This window comes from Syntrophales bacterium, from assembly GCA_023229765.1.
Taxonomy (GTDB): Bacteria; Desulfobacterota; Syntrophia; order Syntrophales; family UBA5619; genus DYTH01.
Genome location: JALNYO010000001.1, coordinates 229,318 through 251,048, shown reverse-complemented (window position 1 = coordinate 251,048; position 21,731 = coordinate 229,318). Strand labels below are relative to the sequence as shown.

The following is a 21,731-nucleotide window of genomic DNA, read 5'->3' as shown; positions in this document are numbered from 1 at the left end:
ATCCCTCAGTTTCCTACCATCAAATCTCACCGAACTTCCCATCGATAAGAATGGAGAGCATTTCCATCGCCTCTGCCGCGTCCACTCCCATAAGACGAACTGTCAAGCGGCTCCCCTTGGGACAGTAAAGGGTAAGAATGTCAAGAATGCTGCGCCCGTTTACCTCGTAGCCGTCCTTTTCCAGAACTACGTCCGCGTTAAAGCGATTGGCTGTTTCCACGATCTTTGCGGCTGCCCGGGCATGAATCCCCAACTTGTTCTTTATTTCAAATGTTTTAGCTATATTCATATCAGATAGAAAGCACCATGCAAAATATGGCAATCCCGTAGAGGAGCTTCTCTGAAGAGATTGCTCGCCGCCCCCCCACTAAAGAGATTAAAAAAATTACGGAACCAATAATATAACCGACATGTTGCGGCAGCAACTGACCCGAATATTCAACAGAGACGGATAAAACAGCGCCCACAATGCTCAATATAAATAGCGCCCCATAACGCAGCATCTCCGACTCCCGGGGAAGGTCAAGAGCGCGAATATAATTGAAGCCACCCCATCCCGAACAAAAACCATGGAAAAACCCGCCCACCCGAACCATTAACTGTGCGGGCGAAAAGAGCATAAGAAAAATAAGCGGGGCATAAAAACTTCCGAATACTGCCAACAACACCGCCCATGCTGAAGAAAACAGACGCAGCGCTCCCCAGAAAAATGAATCGCCGATTGCGGCATACGGACCCATCAGCGCCTTTTTGAGATCCTCTGCTTCACGCCCCCTTTCGCCATCTTCCTCAATCCTAACAACGGAACCGACAACTGCGGGAACGAGATACGGGTTCGTACTGAACATCTGCAAATGTCTCAAAAGAAAAACTTCCTTCTCCTTAAGTTCACTTTTTTTTCTTGAGCACATCAAGGGCAGCATGGAAAAGGCGAAACCCATGCCTTGCATAGTATGAAAATTAAAGGAAATCTGAATGGTCAGTGAACGAAAAAAAATACCGAGCATCGCTGCTTTTTTCATCAGAAGAACCACCACGCACTGATTCAGGTTTTCGGACAAGAGCGGATGGTTCCACCACTAAAAGCAGCCTGTTAGGCGCCTATAATCGCGAAGCCATCTGCTCCCCCGACCGAGACATGGATTTGCCTAACACAAACGGTTTTGCAAGTCAATCTATTCGCCAGAATGCAGGGATATTTTAATATGGCAGTATAAGCAAGGAAGTTTTCTGCCATAATTTTTCTTGACATAAAGCATTTGTTCTGATAGCCAGCCGCATGTTTAGGAAGGCAATCAACCGGCCTGGGTTTTCCAGAATGTTTTGGGAAGCAGGTCGGTTTTTTAAGGTAATTTTTCTTCAAATGGAATAAATAGAGAAAGGACGAGGTATAAAAGAATGATTTGTGACACAGTTAAAAAAGGGATTGAGTGTGCTTTCATGGCAAAGAAGGGGTGTGGCTACCCGGGTGGACAATGCAATCCGGTAATTGACAAATGCGAAGGCTGCACAAAGGCGGTTCAATATGAGGCAGTGACTTACTGCGGGGTTTATCCCGATCCTGCCTCCAAATGGCGAACCGGCAAATGCCCAACGGCAACCCACCTCAAGGCAGACACCAAGGAAGCTCAACAGAAAATAAACCCTTTGAAGGCATCAAAAAGGGCAAACAAAAAATAAATCCTGGGTTTCAGACCAAAAGAGCCGTTGAAAACATTTCGTTCTCAACGGCTCTTTTGGCATTACAAACACTGACAGTGGTTTTTCTTCCGCTCAATCTACTTTATTTCTGATCCAAAGCAGACCATCCTTGATTTCTTCGATTAGCTCGCCATGCGACAAACCGCCGGAGGCCCCATCAGCGCGCTTGCTGCCCCGCAGATGTTTTCTAGCCCCATCAATGGTGAATTTCTCCTCATACAGAAGCCTTTTTATAACCAGCAAATTCAGGACATCCTGACGCTTGTAAAGACGCTGATCGGAGCGGGTGCGAGACGGCTTTACCTCTTTAAACTCCGATTCCCAATAGCGTACCACGTAAGGAGGCACACCCAGAATTTTGCTTACCTCGCCGATACGAAAAAAGGTCTTGTCGGGAACGGTGTCCATCAGCCACTTCCAATGCGACGAGCCAGATTATCAACATTTTATGAAAAACACCCCAAACCATTTCTCTTCCATCAAACGCGAGGGGGTGGAGTTTTTCCATCATTCGTCGAGCCCGATCCGGGCATGAAGATAAATTAATTATTCAAGGCGCCCCAACACCGCATCCGGTGTTAGTCGTTAAGGGCCTTGCGCAGAACCTGGCTGGACTTGAATGTCAACACCTTCCGCGCCGAAATGGCAATCTCCTCGCCAGTCTGGGGATTTCTGCCCCGGCGGGATTTTTTGTCCTTAACTGCAAAATTTCCAAATCCGGAAATTTTTATTTTATCCCCCTCCGCCAGCTTGTCTTTGATTATTTCAAAAACAGACTCGACTATCTTTGCTGAATCCTTTTTGGAAAACCCCAGTTTTTCATACACGTTTTGAATAATATCGATCTTTGTCATTTTCCCCTCCTGAATGATTGCTCCTTAACTATCTTATCAACGCCCCTGACGCATTAATTACTCTTTCCACAACCCTTGAATGAACAGCATTTACTTCGTCATCCGTCAATGTTCTATCCGCGCTTCTATACAAAAACCTCAATCCCAGACTCTTGGTTCCCTCTGCAACATTTTTGCCCTCATATACATCAAATATCTCAACTTTTTCAAGCAATTCTTCGTTTGTTTTTTGCGCGGCAGCAAGCAGCTCGCCGGACTCTATTTCGCGGCGCGTAAGAAAGGCTACATCGCGCGAACTTGCCGGGAACCTGGGTATGTCGGCAAAGACCATTTTTGCGGCAGCTTGCGCAATCATCATGTCCAGATCAAACTCACAAGCCACGATCGGACCGGCAACACCGAAACGGGAAAGCACATCCGGATGAATCTCCCCCAAATATCCGATTCTCGCCTCCTCGCTGAAGACCTCGCAGGATTTGCCGGGATGAAGAAACGGCTCTCCGCAAGCGGCGCGATAAGAAGGGCTCGCAACTTTCAATACCTCCAATATGTTCTCCACGCACCCCTTTAAATCATAAAAATCCGCCTTCAAATCCGGGAAATGCCATCGCTGCTCGTATCTTTGTCCGGTCACTAAAAAAGCCGCCTTGTTAAACTCCTGGGGCTGTTTCCCTTCCTGAGAGCCTATGTATGTCCTGCCGATTTCAAAAATATTCAGGTCGGAGCGGCCCAAATCACTGTTTTTCGATACATTTTTAAGCAGGCTGTAAAGCATCGTGGTACGCATGGCGGACTGCTCTTCGGTAAGCGGATTTTTAATGCGCACCTGGCGCCTCCGCTCATCGGTCGGGGCCAGCAAGAGATCGTCCACTGAGGAGGGATGGATGAAACTGTAGTTTATCACCTCCGTATAGCCGGCCCCGTTCATAATCTGGCGGATTGCCGCCTCCGCCCTTCTTTTCTTGTTACCCGGCTCCTCAGCAATTACCGAAACAAGCGGTAAGGTAGCGGGAATTCGGTCATAGCCAAAAAGGCGGGCGATTTCCTCTATCAAATCTATTTCCCGCGCAATATCCACGCGACAGGATGGAGGGGTAACAAGGAAAAAATCTTCTTCAGCTTCCCTGACAGTCATCTCCAAACCCTCAAGGATTGCTTTAACTTCATCGATAGATACAGCCGTACCTATGATCTTATTCACTTTTTTCAAACCAAGAACGATATCCCGGGCAACAGCGACATTTACAGGATGCTGATCGATGATCCCCCAACAGATATTTCCCCCCGCCAATTCGGCCATCAGCCCCGCAGCCCTGTCAAGAGCCCGGACAGAGCCCTCCGGATCGATTCCGCGTTCAAAGCGAAAGGCAGCATCGGTGCCCATTGCCATTGAGCGGGCAGTGCGCCGGATGGAGGAGGGGTTGAAATAGGCGCTTTCCAGCAGGATGGTCTTTGTGTCATCCTTAACCTCTGAATTGATTCCACCCATCACCCCGGCGATGGCAACCGGTTTTTCTGCGTCACAGATAAGCAGGGCCTCCGCCGGCAGAAGTCGCTCCTTGCCGTCGAGGGAAACAAAATTTTCCCCAGCTCTGGAACGTCTTACGACTATTTTCCCGCCAGCAAGAAGCGCAAAATCAAAGGCGTGGAGGGGCTGTCCGGTTTCCATCATCACAAAATTGGTTATATCTACAATATTATTGATGGAACGCAGTCCCACCGCCTCTAATCTTTTTTTCAGCCAGAACGGCGAGGGGCCTATGCAGACATCCTTGATGACACGCGCCGTATAACGGGGACAAAGATCGCCATCCTCAATCGTTACGGAGGTTATGTTCGCAATATCGTCATTATTTTCAACAACACTGCAATCCGGATAATGAACATTTTTCCCTGTGATTGCGGCTACTTCGCGGGCGACTCCGATAATTGAAAGGCAGTCTGATCTATTGGGGGTAACGCCGATATCAAGCACTGCGTCACTAAGGTCCAGGGCCTCCGCCAAATCGCCGCCACAGGCAAGTTCTGACGGAAGCAGCATGATTCCCGACGCATCCGAACCGATTTGCAATTCTTCTTCGGAACAGAGCATCCCCTCGGAAACCTCGCCGCGGATTTTGGTACTGCTGATCACCTGTCCCCCGGGCAGAATCGCCCCGACAGTTGCCAGCGGAACTGTATCGCCAACCTTTATGTTCTTCGCCCCGCAGACAACCGGGTAGTTTACAGGCCCGGTAGAGACCTCGCACAGAGACAATTTATCGGCATTCGGATGGGGCGACATGCGCACGATTCTTGCCACCTTCACCCCGCTGAAAGCGGGCTCTTTGATATTAAGAGAGTCCACTTCCAGACCGGACATGGTAAGCTTATCCGCCAGCTCTTGCGGGGAAAGATCCACATCCAGATAATCGCGAAGCCATTTGAGACTGACTAACATATAAAAAACCCCTGACTGCCGAATCCCGTATCTTACTTATCCAGCGGAAACCATTGAACGTCAATACCCGGCGCCGACAGAATCAATGATGAAAATAAAAAAGTCCAGTGTCCCCGTTGTCGTACCTTAAGCTTAACGCCTGAAACATAAAGCTCAAAACTGGGTTAGAAATCTCCAGTCATTTTCGAAAAAAAGACGGATATCAGAGATGCCGAATTTCAGCATCGCAATCCGTTCGAGCCCGAGGCCAAAGGCAAAGCCGGTGAATTTCTCAGAATCGTATCCGACATTTTTAAACACTGCCGGGTCAACCATGCCTGATCCCAGAATCTCCAGCCAGCCGCTCTGTTTGCAGACCCGGCAACCGCTTCCCCCGCAGATGACACACCGGATGTCAACCTCGGCGCTGGGCTCGGTAAAGGGAAAGAAACTGGGGCGAAACCTCAGGGCTGTTTCCTCGCCAAACACCTGCTTCAGAAAAACCGTCAAGACGCCCTTCAGATCGCCAAAGGTAATGCCTTCATCGACAAGCAACCCTTCTATCTGGTGGAACATCGGGGTATGGGAAACATCGGAATCGCGCCGATACACCCGGCCCGGAGAAATAATTCGGACCGGCGGGCTGCATTTTTCCATTGTGCGAACCTGAACCGGCGAGGTATGGGTTCGCAAAACGATGTTATCGTCAACATAAAAAGTGTCCTGCATATCACGGGCCGGATGGTCCTTGGGGATGTTAAGCGCCTCAAAATTGTAATAATCGAGCTCGACCTCTGGTCCTTCCACAATGGAAAAACCCAGTCCGGCAAAAATCCCGCATATCTCTTCCCGAACCTGCGTGACCGGATGGAGACTGCCATACCGCATTCCCCGGCCCGGCAGGGTCACATCAATCCGTTCGGAGCGCAGGGCCTTTTCTTTGCCGGCAACAATTATATCTGCAAGCCTCTGGTCGATCCTCGCAGAAATCAAATCCTTGACTTCGTTACACTCCTTGCCGAACAAGGCTCTGTCTTGCGGCAGCACATTGGCGATATTGCGCAGCAACCCGGTAAGCAAGCCCTTCCGCCCAAGATAACGGGTTCGAATCTCCTGAAATTCGGATTCAGTTTCCGCCTTCAGCAGCTCTGCTTCCGCCTGTTCGCGGAGAGTTCCCAGCTCTCCCGTCATGCCTGAAGCTCACCTTTGGCAATGACGACTATCTGCTCAAACCCGCGCGGGTCATGAATCGCCAGATCGGAAAGCATCTTGCGGTCAATCTCGATACTCGCCTTGTGCATACCATCAATAAGGCGGCTGTACGATATCTTGTTCATCCTGGCGGCCGCATTGATCCTTGCAATCCAAAGGCTTCTAAATTCCCTCTTTCTAACCCTGCGGTCGCGGTAGGCATAAGCCATGGCTTTGTTTACCGCCTCCGTGGCCGTCCTCAACAACTTACCACGGGAAAGTAAAAAACCCTTCGCCGCTTTCAGAATGCTTCTTCTCTTTTTCTTGGCCGTTAAACTTCTCTTTACCCTGGACATCGCATCTCTCCTTATCTCCCCAGTCAGAGGCAGACGGCAAATCAAACCCCTGCGCCTTTGACCATTAAATTTACATCCTACTTGTAGAGAATCAGCTTCTTGATTGCCTTTGCATTTGCATGGTCAAGAATCGCTGATTGCCGTAAATTTCTCTTCCTCTTGGTTGTCTTTGTCGTCATGATATGGCTGGCAAAGGCCTTGTTTCTTCTAATTTTACCGGTTCCCGTCACAGAAAACCTCTTTGCCGCGCCACGATGTGTCTTGATTTTTGGCATTCCCTCACCCCGCTTTTTTATTGGGCAACGGGCCAAATTTTACGGCCCATCGCTTTTGTTTTTATTTAGATGATCACTTTATTTCTTGGGAGAAAGAATCATCACCATGTTTCTCCCCTCTAATTTTGGCTGCTGATCGATAACGCAGTCATCGACAAGCGCTTCCTTTATTGACTCCATCAATCCCCGGCCAATGTCGGTATAGGCTATCTCGCGCCCCCGGAACATCACCGTTACCTTCACCTTGTCGTGCTCTTCCAGAAATCGCTTTATATGCTTTATTTTTACATCGCGGTCATGCTCTTCGGTTTTAGGCCGCAGGCGAATCTCTTTTACCTGGATCACCGTCTGGCTTTTTTTGGCGACCTGCACCTTTTTGCTCTGCTGATACCGGAACTTCCCATAATCCATAATCCGGCATACCGGCGGATCGGCCGTGGGAGAAACTTCCACCAGATCCAGTCCCGATTTTGAAGCCTCTGCCAGCGCCTCGTTCAGCAAGAGCACTCCGAGCTGCTTTCCCTCATCATCAATAACCCTGACCGAAGCGGCCTTGATCTCCCTGTTTATGCTTAAATCTTTTGCTATGGTTCACCTCCGGAAGCTTATTCGGAAAATTAAGCTCCGCTTTCTATTTAAACTGCGAACATTGCTCCTCAACATGGGCAATAAACGCCTCAGGCGTCATTGCCTCGAGGCTCTTCCCGTCCCTTTGCCGCGGGGCAACCTTGCCGGCTGCCATCTCCCGGTCACCAATCACCAGCATGAAAGGCGTTTTCTGCATCTGGGCTTCCCGGATCTTGTAGCCCAGCTTCTCATTGCGAAAATCACCTTCCACCCGAATGCCTGCATCAACAAGAATTCTTTTTACCTCTTCACCCCAGGGAATATGTTTATCCGTTACAGTCGCGATCACTGCCTGGACAGGGGACAGCCAAAGCGGAAAGGCGCCGGCGTAGTGTTCGATTAAAACCCCCATGAACCTTTCGATTGCACCCAGAATAACCCTGTGCAGCATGACGGGACGGTGCTTTTCCCCGTCCTCTCCTATATAACTTAAATCAAAACGCTCCGGCAGCGTAAAATCACACTGAATTGTCGCACACTGCCACTTTCTCTTCAGGGCGTCCTTGATCTTGAAATCGATCTTGGGGCCATAGAAGGCGCCATCTCCCTCGTTCACCTCATAGGGAATTCCGCTGTCCTTGAGGGCGTTTTCCAATGCCCCCGTGGCAAGCTCCCAGTCCCCGTCCGAGCCAATCGAATTATCCGGGCGCGTGCTTAGCTCCACCTCATATTCAAAGCCGAAAATTCCCATCGCGTAATGCACGAACTCGGCAATAGACTTGATCTCATCATTGAGTTGCTCCGGCGCGCAGAGGATATGGGCATCATCCTGGGTAAACTGGCGAACCCGCATAAGCCCATGCAATACCCCGGCCTTTTCGTGCCGATGCACCGTCCCCAGCTCAAAATAGCGCAAAGGCAAATCACGGTAGGAACGGATCTTCGCTTTGTAGATCAGCATGTGGGAGAGACAGTTCATCGGCTTGATGCCGTAGGTCTGCTCGTCCACCTCGGTGAAGTACATATTTTCCCGGTAATGGTCAAAATGACCGGAACGCTTCCAGAGATCGGCCTTGAGAATCTGGGGTCCCATGACAAGGCCATAGCCGCGTTTCAGGTGCTCCTTTTTCTCCCAATCCTCGATGATCGTGCGGAGCATCGCCCCCTTCGGGTGAAAAATTACCAGTCCGGGGCCAGCCTCGTCGTTTATCTGAAACAGGTCAAGCTCACGGCCCAAGCGGCGGTGATCCCTTTTTTTTGCCTCTTCTATCAACTGCAAGTGCTCTTCGAGATTCTGCTGAGAAGCAAATCCCGTCCCGTAGATGCGCTGCAGCATCTTGTTATGTTCGTCGCCCCGCCAGTAGGCGCCGGCAATGTTGAGCAGCTTGAAGGCCTTGATCATCCCGGTCGAAGGGATATGCGGCCCCCTGCACAAATCCGTATATCCACCCTGGGAATAAATGCTTACGGTTTTTATCTCTTCCGGGAGATCTTCTATAATCTCCACCTTATACTTCTCGCCTTTTCCCCGAAAAATATCGACCGCCTCCGGACGACTCACATCGCGACGTTCAAAGGGTAAATTGGCGGCGGCTATCTTCCTCATTCTGGATTCGATTTGTGCCAGATCCTCAGGAGCGAACCCAGGCGCATAGTCAAAATCATAATAGAATCCATCTTCTATAGCCGGGCCAATCGTAACCTGGGCATCAGGAAAAGACTCCTGAACGGCCTGTGCCATGACATGCGCCATGCTGTGACGCAGAATCACAAGCCCCTCCGGGGACGAGGCCTCCAGCGGCTCGACTCTGGCATCCGTATGGAGCTGATAAGTCAAATCGACCGAAACGCCGTTTACCTTTGCCGCCACAAAAGAGGAGTCACCCTTGCCGGCCACCAATGACAGGACGTCCCTGACTGCTGTTCCCGCCGGATGCGAGACAATTCTTCCATCCGGCAGCGTAACCATTATGTCTGCCGCCATCTATCTTTTCCTATTAAGAAAGGGCACCAGCGCCTTGGCAATGATGCCCCGAAAAAACAGCCCCACTTACTTAAAACTACCCTGCTGCTGCTTCGCTATAACAAAAAACATTCTCCCTGCGAAGGCATGGCTGTTTTATATGGTAGGCACGCAGGGATTTGAACCCTGGACATCCACCGCGTCAGGATGGCGCTCTCCCCCTGAGCTACGTGCCTGTAGCATGCGTTCCTCTCGGAAGGGTTCGTCGTCTAACAAGAAAAGAGCCTGTTGTCAAGGCAAATGTCACTTTTTTGAATCATTGTTAATAAGATTGATTCCCCGAAACATATAATGCAATCCTGAAACTATTGTAAAAATTGCCGTCCCCCAATACAAGATAATGAGCCACCCCTGATCGATCCCTTCCGGCAGGCAGCGAATAAAAAGCGCCAGAAAAATAGTGCTCACCTGCAAGACAGTCGTTATCTTGCTTACCAGGGCAGGACGAATTTCCACCGAAACAGACATGATGAATAATACGGAAATCCCCAGCAGAATCATAAAATCGCGACTTATTACGATGACCGCAAGCCAGGCGGGAATGACATGCAAAATGGAAAGGGTTACGAATGTACTGGCCAGAAGCGCCTTGTCAGCGATCGGATCCAGATATGCGCCGACAATGGTCTGCTGGTGCATGACTCGCGCCAGAAAGCCATCAACCGCATCGGAAATGCTCGCGATGACGAATACCGCCAAGGCCTTCAGAAATGATCCCTGGATCAACAGGATGACAACAACCGGCACGAGAATTATTCGCAGCAGAGTAATAAAATTAGGGATATTCATGGTCCAACCAGTCAGGATTCTTTTTTCAGTTTCTCTATCTCCGCACGGATAACGCGCTCGGCAATATCAGGGATCACCTCCCTGGCAATTCTTTCGGCGATGTCAACGGCCCGCTTCATAATCTCGTCGTGGAGCCCCGCATCTACAAACGCCATTTTCGGCCTTTTTTCGACTACATCCACAAGATCGTAAATTATTTCCGGATTGGCCTTTCTTCTGTCGGCGCCCCCGGAAAGAGATTCCGCCGCCGCAATTGCATCGACAAGATCATAAATTTTATCATCTGGTTTAAGCAAGCGCCCCTGGCTAATAACTGCCCCTTCATCAACACCGGTTAAACCTTCCATCACGCCATCCTCTCTGCAAAGCGGCAATATTATCGCCTGTCACGAAAAAATCCAAAAACCCTATTAAGGCCAAATCGTTGTAGCAGTTATCACACCCGACTTGCCAGTTCAAGAAAATAGTATCCGGAACCGGCATGCTAAACTGACAATAACTTGTAGATGCGCCGGCGGGATTCGCCTGTCTCCTGAGCGATTCGGCTTGCCGCATCCCTTCTCGACAACGATTTTTCTCCACTCTCAATCAACTCTTCGCCCCGCATTTTTATTTCCTCATCCGAAACTTCACTCTTTTCTCTTAAAAAACCGGCGACAACTAACGTGATCTCGCCTTTGACTGCCCTTCCCTGGAACGCGGCAAGCGCCTCTGTCGCCGAACCACGCACAAACTCTTCATGGATTTTCGTCAGTTCCCGGGAAACCACCATATTTCGGTCTCCCCAGATTTCCCTTATATCGTTCAGGGACTCCCTCAGCCTGTTGGGCGATTCGTAAAATATTACAGTTTTTTCCTCTTCGCGCAGCTTTGTCAGCAACTGTCGGCGCCGTGACGCCTTTGACGGCAAGAAACCCATGAATACAAAGCTTTCCATTGGCAAACCGGAAACGCAAAGCGAGGCAACCAGAGCCGAAGCCCCCGGAATCGGCGACACTTTAATGCCCCGTAAGACGGCCTCTCTTACCAGAATGTATCCGGGATCGGAGATGCCCGGCGTGCCCGCATCCGATACATAGGCCACGTCTTCTCCCCCCAGCAGCCTTGCTATTATCAAACCGCTTTTTTCTCTTTCAATCTGATCGTACAGACTCGTCAGCGGGGTCGAAATGTTGTACCTTTCCAGAAGTATCCGGGTGTGCCTCGTATCCTCCGCCGCGATCAGGGACACCTCCCGCAGGACCCTTACCGCTCGGAAGGTAATATCCTCGAGGTTGCCGATGGGGGTTGCCACCAGATAAAGAGTCCCGGAATGATCGCGGTCGGTATTTCGCGCCGGAGCAAACATTTCCGCGTAAATCACAGGTTTTTCCGCTACCGCCTTTTTATCCGCAAACTGCTTGCTTTGTTTATTAATATTTTGTTTCATGAATTACCTTTTTCCTGGGAGGCCGCCATCGGGGGCGCCAGAGGCACTGTCTGCGAATTTTCACGAACCCCGGCACTTGTGCTTGCTGCTTTTATATGATATCGGCACGAACCATCAACCTGTTTTTTAGAAAATTTGCATTAAAAGACTAACCAGAGGTGCAAAAACGATGAACAGAATACTTATTACCGGCGGCGCGGGCTTTATAGGATCTCATCTCTGCGAACGTCTGCTCGCCGAAGGTCAGGAGGTTCTTTGCCTCGACAATTTTTTCACCGGCAGTAAGGATAATATCATCCCCTTTTTAAACAATAAAAATTTCGAACTGATCCGCCACGACATCATCAATCCCATCTACCTCGAAGTCGATCAGATATATAACCTCGCCTGCCCGGCCTCCCCCGTCCATTACCAGTATAATCCGATCAAAACGATCAAAACCAGCGTGATGGGGGCCATCAACACCCTGGGGCTTGCCAAGCGGGTGAAGGCGAGAATCCTGCAGGCCTCCACCTCGGAGGTGTACGGAGACCCGGAGATGCATCCCCAAGAGGAGGGATACTGGGGCCGAGTCAATCCGATCGGAATCAGAAGCTGCTACGATGAGGGAAAGCGGGCCGCCGAATGCCTGATGATGGATTATCATCGCCAGAATCATCTTGATATAAAAATAGTTAGAATATTCAATACATACGGCCCTCGCATGGCGGTGAACGACGGACGCGTCGTCAGTAACTTTATCGTTCAGGCGCTGCGGGGAGAGGAGATAACGGTTTTCGGCGAAGGCTCCCAGACCCGTTCCTTCTGTTACGTCGATGACCTGATCGACGGGCTGATCCGGATGATGAATTCCCCGGAAGGATTTACGGGACCGGTCAACATCGGAAATCCTCAGGAATTTACCATTCTGCAGCTCGCCCAAAAAATTATAGATATAACAAATTCCTCCTCGAAAATCGTTTTTCGTCCCCTTCCCCAGGACGATCCGACCCAGCGGCGGCCGGATATAACGCTGGCCAGAGAAAAATTGGGGTGGGAACCGCAGATCCAGCTTGACGAGGGTTTGAAAAAAACGATCGACTATTTTTCCGGTTTGATAAAAAACCCCCATGCCCGAAGCGGGCGCAACGAATGATGAAAATGGTGGGACGCGCTCCGTCGCGTCCGCAGGTTCCAAAAGTTCTGCGCTGTAAGACACAGATATTGTTAGTATAAATTCTACTTTCATACAAACCCCCATGCCCGTGGGGCACAACGAAGCATGAAAATCCCCCCTTGCCCCCCTTTGGCAAAGGGGGGCAAGGGGGGATTTTCATACAAACTGATACATATACAACCGTTTTCTTATAGAATAATGAGGATGCAATGAATCAAGTAAATATTCTCTGTATCGGCGCCGGTTATGTCGGCGGCCCCACGATGGCGATGATCGCCGGCAAGTGTCCCCACTGCCGGGTTACGGTTGTGGACATTGATTCTGAACGGATTGCCGCCTGGAATTCGGACAATCTGCCGATCTACGAACCGGGGCTGGATGAACTTGTCCGGAGTTCCCGGGGGAGAAACCTCTTTTTCAGCACCGACATCGAACAAGGCATCCGGGAAAATGAGATCATCTTCGTCAGCGTCAACACCCCGACCAAGTCCTTTGGCCTCGGCGCGGGGCTTGCCGCCGATCTTCAGTACTGGGAAAAAACCGCCCGGCAGATTCTGGAGTTCTCGCAATCGGCGAAGATCGTGATCGAAAAAAGCACGCTGCCTGTAAAAACCGCCCTGGCGATGGAAAGAATCCTCAACAGCGGGAAGCAGGAAATCCATTTTGATGTCCTTTCCAATCCGGAGTTTCTCGCCGAAGGGAGCGCCGTGCATGACCTGGAGAACCCGGACCGCGTCCTGATCGGGTCGCGGGAAACCAAGGAGGGACTCAAGGCAAGGGGAATTCTTGCCGACATTTTCGCCCACTGGGTTCCCCGTGAACGGATATTAACCTCCAATATCTGGAGCAGTGAACTCTCCAAGCTTGTCGCCAACGCCTTTCTCGCCCAGAGAATATCTTCGATCAACACCATTTCCGCCCTTTGTGAAAAGGCGGAGGCAAATGTCGTCGAGGTCTCCCGCGCCGTCGGCATGGATAGCCGGATAGGCTCAAAATTCCTGAATGCGAGCATCGGCTTTGGCGGTTCCTGTTTCAGGAAAGACATCCTGAATCTTGTCTATCTCTGCAGAAATTATGGGCTAAATGAGGTAGCAGATTACTGGGAAATGGTCATCCGGATAAACGATTATCAGCAGGAGCGCTTCATTCAGGGCATGCTCGGGGCGATGTTCAACACCCTCGCCGGCAAGAAAATCGCCCTCTTCGGCTTCGCCTTCAAGGCCGATACGGGCGACACCCGGGAAAGCCCGGCCATTTACATCGCCCGCAGACTTATCGAGGAGCGGGCCATAGTCATCGTCACCGACCCCCAGGCGCTGAAAAACGCCCGCAAGGACCTTTCCGGCGATGAAGGCAAGGTCAGCTACTTAGAAGACCCGTACAGCGCCGCGGCAGGATGCCACGCAATTGCCGTCATGACGGAATGGGGGATATACAAAGACCTTGATTTTCAGAGAATTTACGACAGCATGGAAAAGCCGGCCTTTATCTTCGATGGCAGAAACATCCTTGAGCACCGTTCCTGTTTCGAAATCGGATTCAATGTCTATCCGATCGGCAAGCCGCCCCTGACCCATTTTTAGAAGGCCAGTTCGAAGGCATTTTTGATAAGCTCTATGTTCGTCCCGGCGGGGAGGATTTTTACCGCGACGACGTCAAACCTGGCGTTGCGGCTGTGCTGGTGTTTTTCTTCGATATAATTGAGCGCGACCATCGAAATTTTTTTCTGCTTCCTGGCGCCAACCGCCAGTTGAGGATCGCCGTAGGCAATGGAACGTCTGCTCTTTACCTCAATAAAAACGATGCTGCCGCCTTCTTCGGCGACAATATCGATCTCGCCGAAAATACACCGGTAATTTCTCTCAATGATCCGGTATCCGACCTTCGCAAGGTAAACGGCCGCCAGTTCTTCGCCCCTTTTCCCCACACCCAGCCGAGCAAAAGTCATGGCAAATCCCCGTCTGAAAAAGGAGCAACCATCACAGCAGGCTGCCGCTTGCAACAAGATCGTCAACCCCTGCGACATGAAAAGAGCGCCGATGAATCTTGCATCGCCCGTATTTAACGATTGCCTCCCGGTGCTCTTTTGTTCCGTATCCCTTGTTTTTAAGAAAATTATAGGCGGGGAACTGACGGTGGTACATCTCCATCAGCCGGTCCCGAGAGACCTTGGCAATAATCGAGGCCGCTGCTATTGAAATACTGAGAGAATCACCGCGCACGATGGCTTCCTGCGGGATATCCAGAACAATGCCGTTCAAACCGTCTATCAGCAGATAATCAGGGCGGGGGCAAAGGCCGCAAACGGCCTCTTTCATCGCCAGCAGCGTCGCCCGCAGTATGTTGATGGAATCTATGACCTGCACGTCCGAAACGCCGACGCCAATGGCAACCGCGTCTCTTTGTATTACATCATAAAGTCTTTCGCGCCTTTTGGCGGAAAGCTTCTTGGAGTCGTTTATCTCTGGATGTTCATACCCCTGCGGCAGCACTACCGCGGCGGCGACAACCGGACCCGCCAGAGGCCCGCGGCCCGCTTCGTCGATGCCGGCAATAGCGCAATACCCTCGCCCGCCGGCGCGGCGCTCAAAGCTGCCCATCTCCGGGTTCCTGGCCATTTAACAAGCCCCCCAACAGAAGCCTCTTGCAAAAAACTCCCTATTTTTCGGCTTCCTTGATCTTGGCGCGCTTGCCCCTCAGGCTTCTCAGATAATAAAGTCGGGAACGTCGAACCTTGCCCCGGGAGATCACCTCAACATGATCTATGGAGGGAGAGTGCATCGGGAAGGTCTTTTCCACGCCGATGCCATAAGAAACCTTCCTGACAGTGAAACTCGCGCGAATGTCCCCTCGGCGGCGGCGGATAACCGCACCTTCAAAAGCCTGAATACGCTGCTTCTGCCCCTCGACGATGCGGATAAAAACCTTTACCGTATCACCGGTACTGAAATCAGGGATATCTCCCCTCATCTGCTCTTTTTCTATAAATTCAATAGGATTCATCTTCTTTTCGCTCCTTCAATCTTCCTCTGTGGTATTTTTGGTTACAGCGTTTGCCTCGTATATCATGGCTTGACATCATTATTTAAATAATCTCTATTCCGCTAAGTGCAGCCTCTCTTTGTCCGTCAACTCGGCCTTTCCCATCAGATCCGGCCTTTTGTTTCTTGTTCTGATTAATGACTGCCGGCGCCGCCACTCCTCAATCTCACGGTGGTTTCCAGAGAGAAGAACATTGGGGACTCCCCAGCCGCGATACTCCGGCGGCCTCGTGTAATGAGGGTATTCAAGCAAACCCTCCGCAAACGAATCAGTCACGGCGGATTCACTGTTTCCCAGAACGCCCGGCACAAATCGCGAAACGGCGTCCAGCAGAACCAGCGCCGAAAGCTCACCGCCAGTAAGCACGTAATCCCCAATGGAAATTTCCCGATTAACGAGGTGCCTTCTTACCCTCTCGTCAACCCCCTCATAATGACCGCAGACCATGACAAGCTGCGGCTGGAGGGCGAGCTCTTTTGCCATCTTTTGACAGAGCGGCTCTCCCTGAGGCGTCAGCAGAATAACCGGCGCATCCCCATTCAATAACGGAACAGCGCTGAGGGCGCGGTCTATAGGCTCAACCTTCATCACCATTCCCCCCCCGCCGCCGTAAGGGGAGTCATCCGTCATGCGATGTCTGTCTTCGGCATAAGCCCGGATGTCGTATAGATTAACCTCAATAATGCCCCGGTCAATTGCCTTCTTCAGGATGCTGCTCTGGAGGGGGGATTCAAACATCTCCGGAAAGATTGTCAGAATATCAAAACGGATCATTGCTCAAAGAACCCTTCCGGCAATCTGACAACCATGACCCTGCGCTCGACATCGATCTTTATTATAACCTCGACCAGGGCGGGAATCAGTATCTCCCGCTGATCATCCCTGCACACATAAACATCATTGCTACCCGTCGGAAACACCGTTTCAATACGTCCCAACGGCTCGTTTTCCTCTGTAAATGCCTGCATGCCTATAATATCCTGCCAGTAATACTCATCCTCTTGCAGCGGCTTCATCTTTTCGGCAGACATCCAGACAAGGAGCCCCCGGAGCTTTTCGGCCTCATTACGGTTATCTATCCCGGCGAGTTTCATGATGAAGAAACCCTCCCCGTTCTGAATACCGCCCAAGGGATAAGCGACGACAGCGGCCGGGCTCTCTCCCAAAAACAAATCGGAAACAGATTCCAGCACATCCGGCGATTGCAGATATGACAAGACCTTTATCCGTCCCCCCAAACCATGGGAACGGACAACCTTGCCTATTTCAATGAGCTTCATGGCTACTATTCAATTAATTGTCACTATTCAACAATTTCAAGAACCGAACGTTTGTGTATCTTCGTTGAGGCGGCGCTTAAGATGGTCCTCATCGCCTTGGCAGTCTTCCCCTGCTTGCCGATGACTTTACCAAGATCTTCTTTGGCGACTCTCAATTCCAGAACGGAAGTCTGCTCCCCGACCACCTCTGTAACATTAACCATCTCAGGGTTATCCACAAGAGCGCGAGCAATATAAGCAATCAACTCTTTCATCGCCTTTAGCCTCCCTCGTCACAAAAAACTAAACACCGATCCCCTTTTTGCGGAGCAGCTGAGACACCGTAAGCGTTGGTCTGGCGCCAACCGCAATCCACTGTTTGATGCGCTCCTCTTTTAAAACCACCTCGGCAGGATTTTTGTTCGGGTCATAATTGCCCAATATTTCAAGAAATGCTCCGTCCCTCGGGCATTGCGAGTCCGCAGCCACCACCCTGTAGATCGGCTTCCCCTTGCTGCCTTTTCTTGTCAATCTGATTTTTACCGCCATATACCTTAACTGCCACCTCCTAAAATTATTCTTAAACGAGCGGGGACAAATATCATATTTTTTTTTATATTAAAAGGGGAAATTTCCCCTACGTAGTGATTTTATTCCTCCCTTGGTAAACCGCTTCATTAATTTTCTCATTTCCACATAATTTTTCAGCAGCGTGTTGACATCCTGAACCGTTGTACCGCTTCCGCGGGCAATCCGTTTACGCCGGCTGCCGTCGATAATCAGGTAATTTCTCCGCTCCCGCGGCGTCATTGAATCGATGATCGCCCCTGTCCGGACGAGCTCGCGTTCGTCCGGCTTGAGATCCTTCAGCGCCTTTACCTTATTCATTCCCGGCAGCATCCCGATAACATCCTGCAGAGGCCCCATCTTGCTTATCTGCTTCATCTGCGTCCGCAGATCATCGAGGGTAAACTCGTTTTTCCGGAGCTTTTTTTCCAGCTCCCGCTGCTGTTTTACGTCAACCGCCTCCTGGGCCTTCTCCACCAGGGTCAAAACATCGCCCATTCCCAGAATCCGGGAAGCCATTCTTTCGGGATGAAACACCTCCAGGGCGTCTATCTTCTCCCCCGCGCCGACAAACTTGATCGGCTTGCCGATTACAGCCTTGAGAGACAGGGCGGCGCCGCCGCGGGCATCTCCATCCATCTTTGTCATTATAACGCCGTCAATCCCGAGCAGTTCATCAAAACGTCCCGCAACATTGACGGCATCCTGACCGGTCATCGCATCCGCTACAAAAAGGATCTCGGTGGGATTGATTAAAGATTTGATCTTCTTTAACTCCTCCATCATCGGGACATCTATCGCCAGCCGCCCGGCTGTATCAACGATGATTACCTCATAGCCGCTGCTCCTTGCCTCCTCGACGGCCAGCCTGCAAATCTCTACCGGATCGGCGAGCCCGGCCGCATCGAAAATGCCCGCGCCGATTTGCTCGCCGAGCACCTTCAACTGCTCCATGGCGGCAGGCCTGTAAACATCGGCGGAAACCAGATAGACCCGCTTGCCACCGGCGGCAACAAGCCTGGCCAGCTTGACCGCCGTTGTTGTTTTCCCGCATCCCTGGAGACCAACCAGCATTATCGGCGCGGGAATGCGGCCTCCGAACCGAAGCTGGCTGCTGGTTGTGCCCATCAGCTCGATGAGCCGCTCATGGACGATCTTTACCACCTGCTGACCAGGGGTAATGCTCTCGAGCACCTCCTGCCCTACTGCCCGCTTTTTTACTTCCTCAATAAAATCACGGACAACCCGGAAATTTACGTCGGCCTCTAAAAGCGCGATCCTTATTTCCTTCAGTGCCGCCTGGATATTTTCTTCATCCAGACGTCCCTTGCCCTTCAGTTTACGAAAAATGACGTCAAGTTTATCGGACAGATTCTCAAACATTTTTCATTCCTCTATGCCTCGCCGCCCTTGTTGCGACGGATAATGCATTGCACGCCCATTATTTTCTGGGTAATTCGCGCCACGGCGCTCTCCGCTTTTTGCCTGTCTTCAAAGCCAACGGCAATAACCCGAAACCATTTCCCTTTATCCGGGATATCCTTTGGCACAATCATTGTGGCAAAACCAAGCAATTTCAATCTTTTCTCCATTTTTTTCGCCTGGGTTACATCCCTGTAAGCCGCCACCTGAACATGAAAGCTATCCTTCTTCTGCGTTTTTTCGGCGTCGGCGGCACCGGGCAAAGGTGGTGCAGCAGGCGCCTCTGAAAACTTTTTTTGCCCAGGCAAAACGGTCTTATCAGCTTCCCTGCCAGCAAGAGGACTCACTGGGCCGGGATTTACCGGAGCGACTTTCCTCGCAACATCTCCGGCAGCCGCTTCTCCGGATAATGAATGGTTTTTGGCGGCTGAAGCGGTGGTCTTTTCATCGCTGAGGCTATCGTTTTCAACAATCCCCTTGCTGCCCTTTTTGTCGCCCAATGTCCTATAAAAGGTCAGATCAAAATCCTCTTCCCCTGTTGCAGGCCCGCCCTCTACCCTCTGTCCATCGGGTAACGGCGTCTCTTGCTTTTGCGGGGCCATGGCCAGACCGGAAAAGCGACCCCTCACTAAATCCACGAGGCCGCCGGAATACCGCTCCGGATATGCGTCCAGATGCTTCCCGACAAGCATCCCCAAAAGAAATGTGGAGAACAACAGCACTGACATGCCACTGACAAACAGAATCAGTCCCAGTTTGCCCAGCTTCAATTCTAATGTGCGCCTGTTTTTCGCAACCATTGGCGAAGCCCCGTCACATCTTTTCCGGGGCGGAAACCCCCAGTATTTTAAAGGCATTCTTTAAAACAGCAAGAAGCGAATGCACTAGAAACAACCTTGCGCCCGAAAGGGCAAGGTCATCCGACAATACCTTGTTTTTATTATAGTAACTGTGAAAGGACGCTGCCAGATCGTTCAAATAGAACGTCAGCCGGTGCGGCTCCAGTGCCTGGGCCGCCCCTTCGATCAACCCCGGGAAACGGATGATCGCCTTGATCAGTTCTATCTCCGCAGGAAGCTGGAGAAGCGCCGCATCGACCTCAGCCAGGCGCGGCACCTTGAATCCCTTTTCCTCCGCCATTTTCAGGATGCTGCATATCCGCGCATGGGCGTACTGGACATAATAGACAGGGTTTTCAATGGACTGCTTTTTTGCCACTTCCAGATCGAAATCGAGGTGGCTGTCGGAACGTCGCATCAGAAAGTTGTAACGAGCCGCATCCCTGCCGACTTCGTCAACAACCTCGCGGAGGGTGACAAACTCCCCGGAACGCGTTGACATCGCCACCGGCTTTCCGTCCCGGAGCAGATTGACAAGTTGCACGAGGATTACTTGCAGCGACTCCTTGTCATATCCCAGTGCCTGGACGGCGGCGGACATGCGGGGGATGTAGCCGTGATGATCCGCGCCCCAGATATCGATTATTCTTTCAAAACCTCTGAGGAATTTATTCTGGTGATAGGCAATGTCGGCAGCGAAGTAGGTCGGAAGGCCGTTTTGACGGATCACCACCCGATCCTTTTCATCCCCGAAGAGTGTTGTTTTGAACCAGACAGTCCCCTCTTCCCTGTAGATAATCCCTTTATCTTCAAGAGATTGGAGAAGTTTTTCTACGCCCTCGTTTTTGTAGAGCTCCCTTTCACTGAAGTAGCTGTCGAAGGAGACGCCGAATAATCTCAGGTCCTCCTTAATCCCCTCCAGGATCGCCCCGGCCGCATAAGCGGTGAACTCGGGAATAACATCCGCCTCATCTCTGTCAAGGTGGACGTCTTTGTCTTTCTTCATTATTTCCGCGGCAATATCCTTGATGTAATCACCCTGGTAGAGACCTTCTACAAATTCCACCTGTCTCCCCCGGAGTTCCTGATAACGCCGAGAAACCGATTTGCCGAGGTTGTTCATCTGGTTTCCCGCATCATTGACATAATACTCCCGAAAGACAGCATATCCGGCGGCGGCCAGAATATTGGCCATGACGTCGCCGACGACGGCGCCCCGGGCATGGCCGATATGCAGGGGGCCGGTCGGGTTGGCGCTGACAAATTCCACCATTATCTTTTTTCCAGCCCCGACTGTTGATTTCCCGTAGGCATCGCCCAAGCGCTCCACATCGGCAAGCAGGGATGCCCAGACACCCTCCCGGATGGTGAAATTGAGAAATCCCGGGCCGGCAATTTCCACCTTCTTCAGAATGCCCTCGTCATCGACAATTCCATCCGCGATTATCCGGGCGATCTCTCGGGGATTTTTTCTCGCCTGCGATGCCATTATCATCGCTATGTTGGACGCATAATCCCCGTGCTTAGTATCTTTGGCATATTCCAGCTCAACGCTGCTTGCTTCCACATCAGGCATAAGCCCCGCCGCCGCGGCCTTATGAACCGCCTCCGCCAGCAGGCCAATAATTTTATCCTTCATCAAAAACAGCTCCCCAAAACGATAGTAAAATGGTTACAATCTAAAACTCTCTTGACGGAAAACCACCACAAAGTACGATGGAAATTGGGGAAACACACTCCGCCGCTTCCGAAGCGGTTGCCGCAAAGCGCCCCCCTACTCCCTCTCAGGTCAAGTACGCATTTTCAGATAAAAAAACCGGCCGCAACGCCAACCGGTTGAAT

The 21,731-nt window shown here is 51.1% G+C and carries 26 protein-coding genes and 1 tRNA gene; 3 read left to right on the top strand and 24 right to left on the bottom strand.

The genetic code is table 11. The features are described 5' to 3' along the window. Positions 1 to 19: 19 nt before the first annotated feature. Both M0P74_01320 and M0P74_01315 read right to left on the bottom strand, forming a co-directional pair. A complete protein-coding gene (locus M0P74_01320) occupies positions 20 to 289 on the bottom strand; it encodes an HPr family phosphocarrier protein (protein MCK9362233.1) in 270 nt (89 codons plus the stop codon). 1 nt (position 290) lies between these two features. Then, positions 291 to 1,022: a PTS system mannose/fructose/sorbose family transporter subunit IID gene (locus tag M0P74_01315; GenBank protein MCK9362232.1), complete on the bottom strand. Its 732-nt coding sequence runs from the start codon at positions 1,020 to 1,022 to the stop codon at positions 291 to 293. 418 nt (positions 1,023 to 1,440) lie between these two features. Between M0P74_01315 and M0P74_01310 the strand changes: the two genes are divergently transcribed. Next, on the top strand, positions 1,441 to 1,680 hold the full coding sequence (locus M0P74_01310) for a PxxKW family cysteine-rich protein (protein ID MCK9362231.1): 240 nt from the start codon (positions 1,441 to 1,443) through the stop codon (positions 1,678 to 1,680). Positions 1,681 to 1,773: 93 nt separating this feature from the next. Here the strand turns inward: M0P74_01310 and M0P74_01305 are convergent, their stop codons facing one another. The 12 genes from M0P74_01305 to rsmI form a co-directional block, all read right to left on the bottom strand. Beyond that, positions 1,774 to 2,109, bottom strand: coding sequence for a MerR family transcriptional regulator (locus M0P74_01305; GenBank protein ID MCK9362230.1), 336 nt, complete (start codon positions 2,107 to 2,109; stop codon positions 1,774 to 1,776). A 170-nt stretch (positions 2,110 to 2,279) separates the two neighbouring features. Continuing rightward, positions 2,280 to 2,555, bottom strand: a complete 276-nt coding sequence (locus M0P74_01300) for an integration host factor subunit alpha (GenBank protein ID MCK9362229.1) — start codon at positions 2,553 to 2,555, stop codon at positions 2,280 to 2,282. 28 nt (positions 2,556 to 2,583) lie between these two features. Continuing rightward, positions 2,584 to 4,995, bottom strand: a complete 2,412-nt coding sequence (pheT, locus tag M0P74_01295; protein MCK9362228.1) for a phenylalanine--tRNA ligase subunit beta — start codon at positions 4,993 to 4,995, stop codon at positions 2,584 to 2,586. 153 nt (positions 4,996 to 5,148) lie between these two features. After that, entirely contained in the window at positions 5,149 to 6,165 is a 1,017-nt protein-coding gene (gene pheS / locus M0P74_01290; GenBank protein ID MCK9362227.1) for a phenylalanine--tRNA ligase subunit alpha, read from the bottom strand. Then, complete coding sequence (gene rplT / locus M0P74_01285; GenBank protein MCK9362226.1) at positions 6,162 to 6,521, bottom strand: 50S ribosomal protein L20; 360 nt, start codon at positions 6,519 to 6,521, stop codon at positions 6,162 to 6,164. Before rplT ends, pheS begins: the two co-directional genes overlap by 4 nt. A 77-nt stretch (positions 6,522 to 6,598) precedes the next feature. Beyond that, positions 6,599 to 6,796, bottom strand: a complete 198-nt coding sequence (gene rpmI, locus M0P74_01280) for a 50S ribosomal protein L35 (GenBank protein ID MCK9362225.1) — start codon at positions 6,794 to 6,796, stop codon at positions 6,599 to 6,601. Between the two features lie 78 nt (positions 6,797 to 6,874). Then, positions 6,875 to 7,330, bottom strand: a complete 456-nt coding sequence (infC, locus tag M0P74_01275) for a translation initiation factor IF-3 (GenBank protein MCK9362224.1) — start codon at positions 7,328 to 7,330, stop codon at positions 6,875 to 6,877. Between the two features lie 97 nt (positions 7,331 to 7,427). Continuing rightward, positions 7,428 to 9,347: a threonine--tRNA ligase gene (thrS, locus tag M0P74_01270; GenBank protein MCK9362223.1), complete on the bottom strand. Its 1,920-nt coding sequence runs from the start codon at positions 9,345 to 9,347 to the stop codon at positions 7,428 to 7,430. Positions 9,348 to 9,487: 140 nt separating this feature from the next. Next, positions 9,488 to 9,562, bottom strand: a tRNA-Val gene (locus M0P74_01265). Between the two features lie 67 nt (positions 9,563 to 9,629). Continuing rightward, a complete protein-coding gene (locus M0P74_01260) occupies positions 9,630 to 10,175 on the bottom strand; it encodes a CDP-alcohol phosphatidyltransferase family protein (GenBank protein MCK9362222.1) in 546 nt (181 codons plus the stop codon). An 11-nt stretch (positions 10,176 to 10,186) separates the two neighbouring features. Then, entirely contained in the window at positions 10,187 to 10,522 is a 336-nt protein-coding gene (locus tag M0P74_01255; GenBank protein MCK9362221.1) for a hypothetical protein, read from the bottom strand. Positions 10,523 to 10,659: 137 nt separating this feature from the next. Beyond that, positions 10,660 to 11,604, bottom strand: coding sequence for a 16S rRNA (cytidine(1402)-2'-O)-methyltransferase (gene rsmI, locus M0P74_01250; protein ID MCK9362220.1), 945 nt, complete (start codon positions 11,602 to 11,604; stop codon positions 10,660 to 10,662). A gap of 169 nt (positions 11,605 to 11,773) precedes the next feature. On the opposite strand from rsmI, the gene M0P74_01245 reads away from it, so the two are divergent. Together M0P74_01245 and M0P74_01240 are read left to right on the top strand one after the other, a co-directional pair. Beyond that, positions 11,774 to 12,739, top strand: coding sequence for an SDR family oxidoreductase (locus M0P74_01245; GenBank protein MCK9362219.1), 966 nt, complete (start codon positions 11,774 to 11,776; stop codon positions 12,737 to 12,739). Positions 12,740 to 12,969: 230 nt separating this feature from the next. Continuing rightward, positions 12,970 to 14,343, top strand: a complete 1,374-nt coding sequence (locus M0P74_01240; protein ID MCK9362218.1) for a nucleotide sugar dehydrogenase — start codon at positions 12,970 to 12,972, stop codon at positions 14,341 to 14,343. On the opposite strand, the gene M0P74_01235 is transcribed toward M0P74_01240, so the two are convergent. From M0P74_01235 to argS, 10 genes are all read right to left on the bottom strand, one after another. Continuing rightward, positions 14,340 to 14,708, bottom strand: a complete 369-nt coding sequence (locus M0P74_01235) for a YraN family protein (protein ID MCK9362217.1) — start codon at positions 14,706 to 14,708, stop codon at positions 14,340 to 14,342. The two genes, M0P74_01240 and M0P74_01235, sit on opposite strands and share 4 nt — an antisense overlap. 31 nt (positions 14,709 to 14,739) lie before the next feature. Further along, on the bottom strand, positions 14,740 to 15,378 hold the full coding sequence (locus M0P74_01230) for a ribonuclease HII (protein ID MCK9362216.1): 639 nt from the start codon (positions 15,376 to 15,378) through the stop codon (positions 14,740 to 14,742). 40 nt (positions 15,379 to 15,418) lie between these two features. After that, positions 15,419 to 15,763 carry a 50S ribosomal protein L19 gene (rplS, locus tag M0P74_01225; protein ID MCK9362215.1) on the bottom strand — a complete coding sequence of 115 codons (345 nt, stop codon included), beginning with the start codon at positions 15,761 to 15,763 and terminating at the stop codon, positions 15,419 to 15,421. A 93-nt stretch (positions 15,764 to 15,856) separates the two neighbouring features. Further along, positions 15,857 to 16,576: a tRNA (guanosine(37)-N1)-methyltransferase TrmD gene (gene trmD / locus M0P74_01220; protein ID MCK9362214.1), complete on the bottom strand. Its 720-nt coding sequence runs from the start codon at positions 16,574 to 16,576 to the stop codon at positions 15,857 to 15,859. Then, a complete protein-coding gene (gene rimM / locus M0P74_01215) occupies positions 16,573 to 17,082 on the bottom strand; it encodes a ribosome maturation factor RimM (GenBank protein MCK9362213.1) in 510 nt (169 codons plus the stop codon). The genes trmD and rimM overlap by 4 nt, the downstream gene beginning before the upstream one ends. A 23-nt stretch (positions 17,083 to 17,105) precedes the next feature. After that, positions 17,106 to 17,336 carry a KH domain-containing protein gene (locus M0P74_01210; GenBank protein MCK9362212.1) on the bottom strand — a complete coding sequence of 77 codons (231 nt, stop codon included), beginning with the start codon at positions 17,334 to 17,336 and terminating at the stop codon, positions 17,106 to 17,108. Between the two features lie 28 nt (positions 17,337 to 17,364). After that, positions 17,365 to 17,610, bottom strand: coding sequence for a 30S ribosomal protein S16 (rpsP, locus tag M0P74_01205; protein ID MCK9362211.1), 246 nt, complete (start codon positions 17,608 to 17,610; stop codon positions 17,365 to 17,367). Positions 17,611 to 17,679: 69 nt separating this feature from the next. Then, positions 17,680 to 19,011 (bottom strand): signal recognition particle protein, encoded by a 1,332-nt coding sequence (gene ffh, locus M0P74_01200; protein ID MCK9362210.1) that lies wholly within the window; start codon positions 19,009 to 19,011, stop codon positions 17,680 to 17,682. 11 nt (positions 19,012 to 19,022) lie between these two features. Beyond that, the gene (locus M0P74_01195) at positions 19,023 to 19,850 is read right to left on the bottom strand and encodes an SPOR domain-containing protein (GenBank protein MCK9362209.1); all 828 of its coding nucleotides are present in this window, start codon (positions 19,848 to 19,850) and stop codon (positions 19,023 to 19,025) included. 13 nt (positions 19,851 to 19,863) lie between these two features. Further along, entirely contained in the window at positions 19,864 to 21,528 is a 1,665-nt protein-coding gene (gene argS / locus M0P74_01190; protein ID MCK9362208.1) for an arginine--tRNA ligase, read from the bottom strand. Between the last annotated feature and the right edge of the window lie 203 nt (positions 21,529 to 21,731).

What these genes read in the sequence shown, in the direction of transcription:
- M0P74_01300 (MCK9362229.1), bottom strand. Translation starts at nt 2,555, where the DNA reads ATGACAAAGATCGATATTATTCAAAACGTGTATGAAAAACTGGGGTTT.
- M0P74_01240 (MCK9362218.1), top strand. Translation starts at nt 12,970, where the DNA reads ATGAATCAAGTAAATATTCTCTGTATCGGCGCCGGTTATGTCGGCGGC.
- rpsP (MCK9362211.1), bottom strand. Translation starts at nt 17,610, where the DNA reads ATGGCGGTAAAAATCAGATTGACAAGAAAAGGCAGCAAGGGGAAGCCG.
- rimM (MCK9362213.1), bottom strand. Translation starts at nt 17,082, where the DNA reads ATGAAGCTCATTGAAATAGGCAAGGTTGTCCGTTCCCATGGTTTGGGG.
- M0P74_01315 (MCK9362232.1), bottom strand. Translation starts at nt 1,022, where the DNA reads ATGAAAAAAGCAGCGATGCTCGGTATTTTTTTTCGTTCACTGACCATT.
- rplS (MCK9362215.1), bottom strand. Translation starts at nt 15,763, where the DNA reads ATGAATCCTATTGAATTTATAGAAAAAGAGCAGATGAGGGGAGATATC.
- rsmI (MCK9362220.1), bottom strand. Translation starts at nt 11,604, where the DNA reads ATGAAACAAAATATTAATAAACAAAGCAAGCAGTTTGCGGATAAAAAG.
- M0P74_01245 (MCK9362219.1), top strand. Translation starts at nt 11,774, where the DNA reads ATGAACAGAATACTTATTACCGGCGGCGCGGGCTTTATAGGATCTCAT.
- rplT (MCK9362226.1), bottom strand. Translation starts at nt 6,521, where the DNA reads ATGTCCAGGGTAAAGAGAAGTTTAACGGCCAAGAAAAAGAGAAGAAGC.
- thrS (MCK9362223.1), bottom strand. Translation starts at nt 9,347, where the DNA reads ATGGCGGCAGACATAATGGTTACGCTGCCGGATGGAAGAATTGTCTCG.
- M0P74_01195 (MCK9362209.1), bottom strand. Translation starts at nt 19,850, where the DNA reads ATGGTTGCGAAAAACAGGCGCACATTAGAATTGAAGCTGGGCAAACTG.
- trmD (MCK9362214.1), bottom strand. Translation starts at nt 16,576, where the DNA reads ATGATCCGTTTTGATATTCTGACAATCTTTCCGGAGATGTTTGAATCC.
- rpmI (MCK9362225.1), bottom strand. Translation starts at nt 6,796, where the DNA reads ATGCCAAAAATCAAGACACATCGTGGCGCGGCAAAGAGGTTTTCTGTG.
- M0P74_01230 (MCK9362216.1), bottom strand. Translation starts at nt 15,378, where the DNA reads ATGGCCAGGAACCCGGAGATGGGCAGCTTTGAGCGCCGCGCCGGCGGG.
- ffh (MCK9362210.1), bottom strand. Translation starts at nt 19,011, where the DNA reads ATGTTTGAGAATCTGTCCGATAAACTTGACGTCATTTTTCGTAAACTG.
- M0P74_01305 (MCK9362230.1), bottom strand. Translation starts at nt 2,109, where the DNA reads ATGGACACCGTTCCCGACAAGACCTTTTTTCGTATCGGCGAGGTAAGC.
- M0P74_01320 (MCK9362233.1), bottom strand. Translation starts at nt 289, where the DNA reads ATGAATATAGCTAAAACATTTGAAATAAAGAACAAGTTGGGGATTCAT.
- M0P74_01260 (MCK9362222.1), bottom strand. Translation starts at nt 10,175, where the DNA reads ATGAATATCCCTAATTTTATTACTCTGCTGCGAATAATTCTCGTGCCG.
- pheS (MCK9362227.1), bottom strand. Translation starts at nt 6,165, where the DNA reads ATGACGGGAGAGCTGGGAACTCTCCGCGAACAGGCGGAAGCAGAGCTG.
- M0P74_01255 (MCK9362221.1), bottom strand. Translation starts at nt 10,522, where the DNA reads ATGGAAGGTTTAACCGGTGTTGATGAAGGGGCAGTTATTAGCCAGGGG.
- M0P74_01235 (MCK9362217.1), bottom strand. Translation starts at nt 14,708, where the DNA reads ATGACTTTTGCTCGGCTGGGTGTGGGGAAAAGGGGCGAAGAACTGGCG.
- M0P74_01310 (MCK9362231.1), top strand. Translation starts at nt 1,441, where the DNA reads ATGGCAAAGAAGGGGTGTGGCTACCCGGGTGGACAATGCAATCCGGTA.
- M0P74_01210 (MCK9362212.1), bottom strand. Translation starts at nt 17,336, where the DNA reads ATGAAAGAGTTGATTGCTTATATTGCTCGCGCTCTTGTGGATAACCCT.
- argS (MCK9362208.1), bottom strand. Translation starts at nt 21,528, where the DNA reads ATGAAGGATAAAATTATTGGCCTGCTGGCGGAGGCGGTTCATAAGGCC.
- pheT (MCK9362228.1), bottom strand. Translation starts at nt 4,995, where the DNA reads ATGTTAGTCAGTCTCAAATGGCTTCGCGATTATCTGGATGTGGATCTT.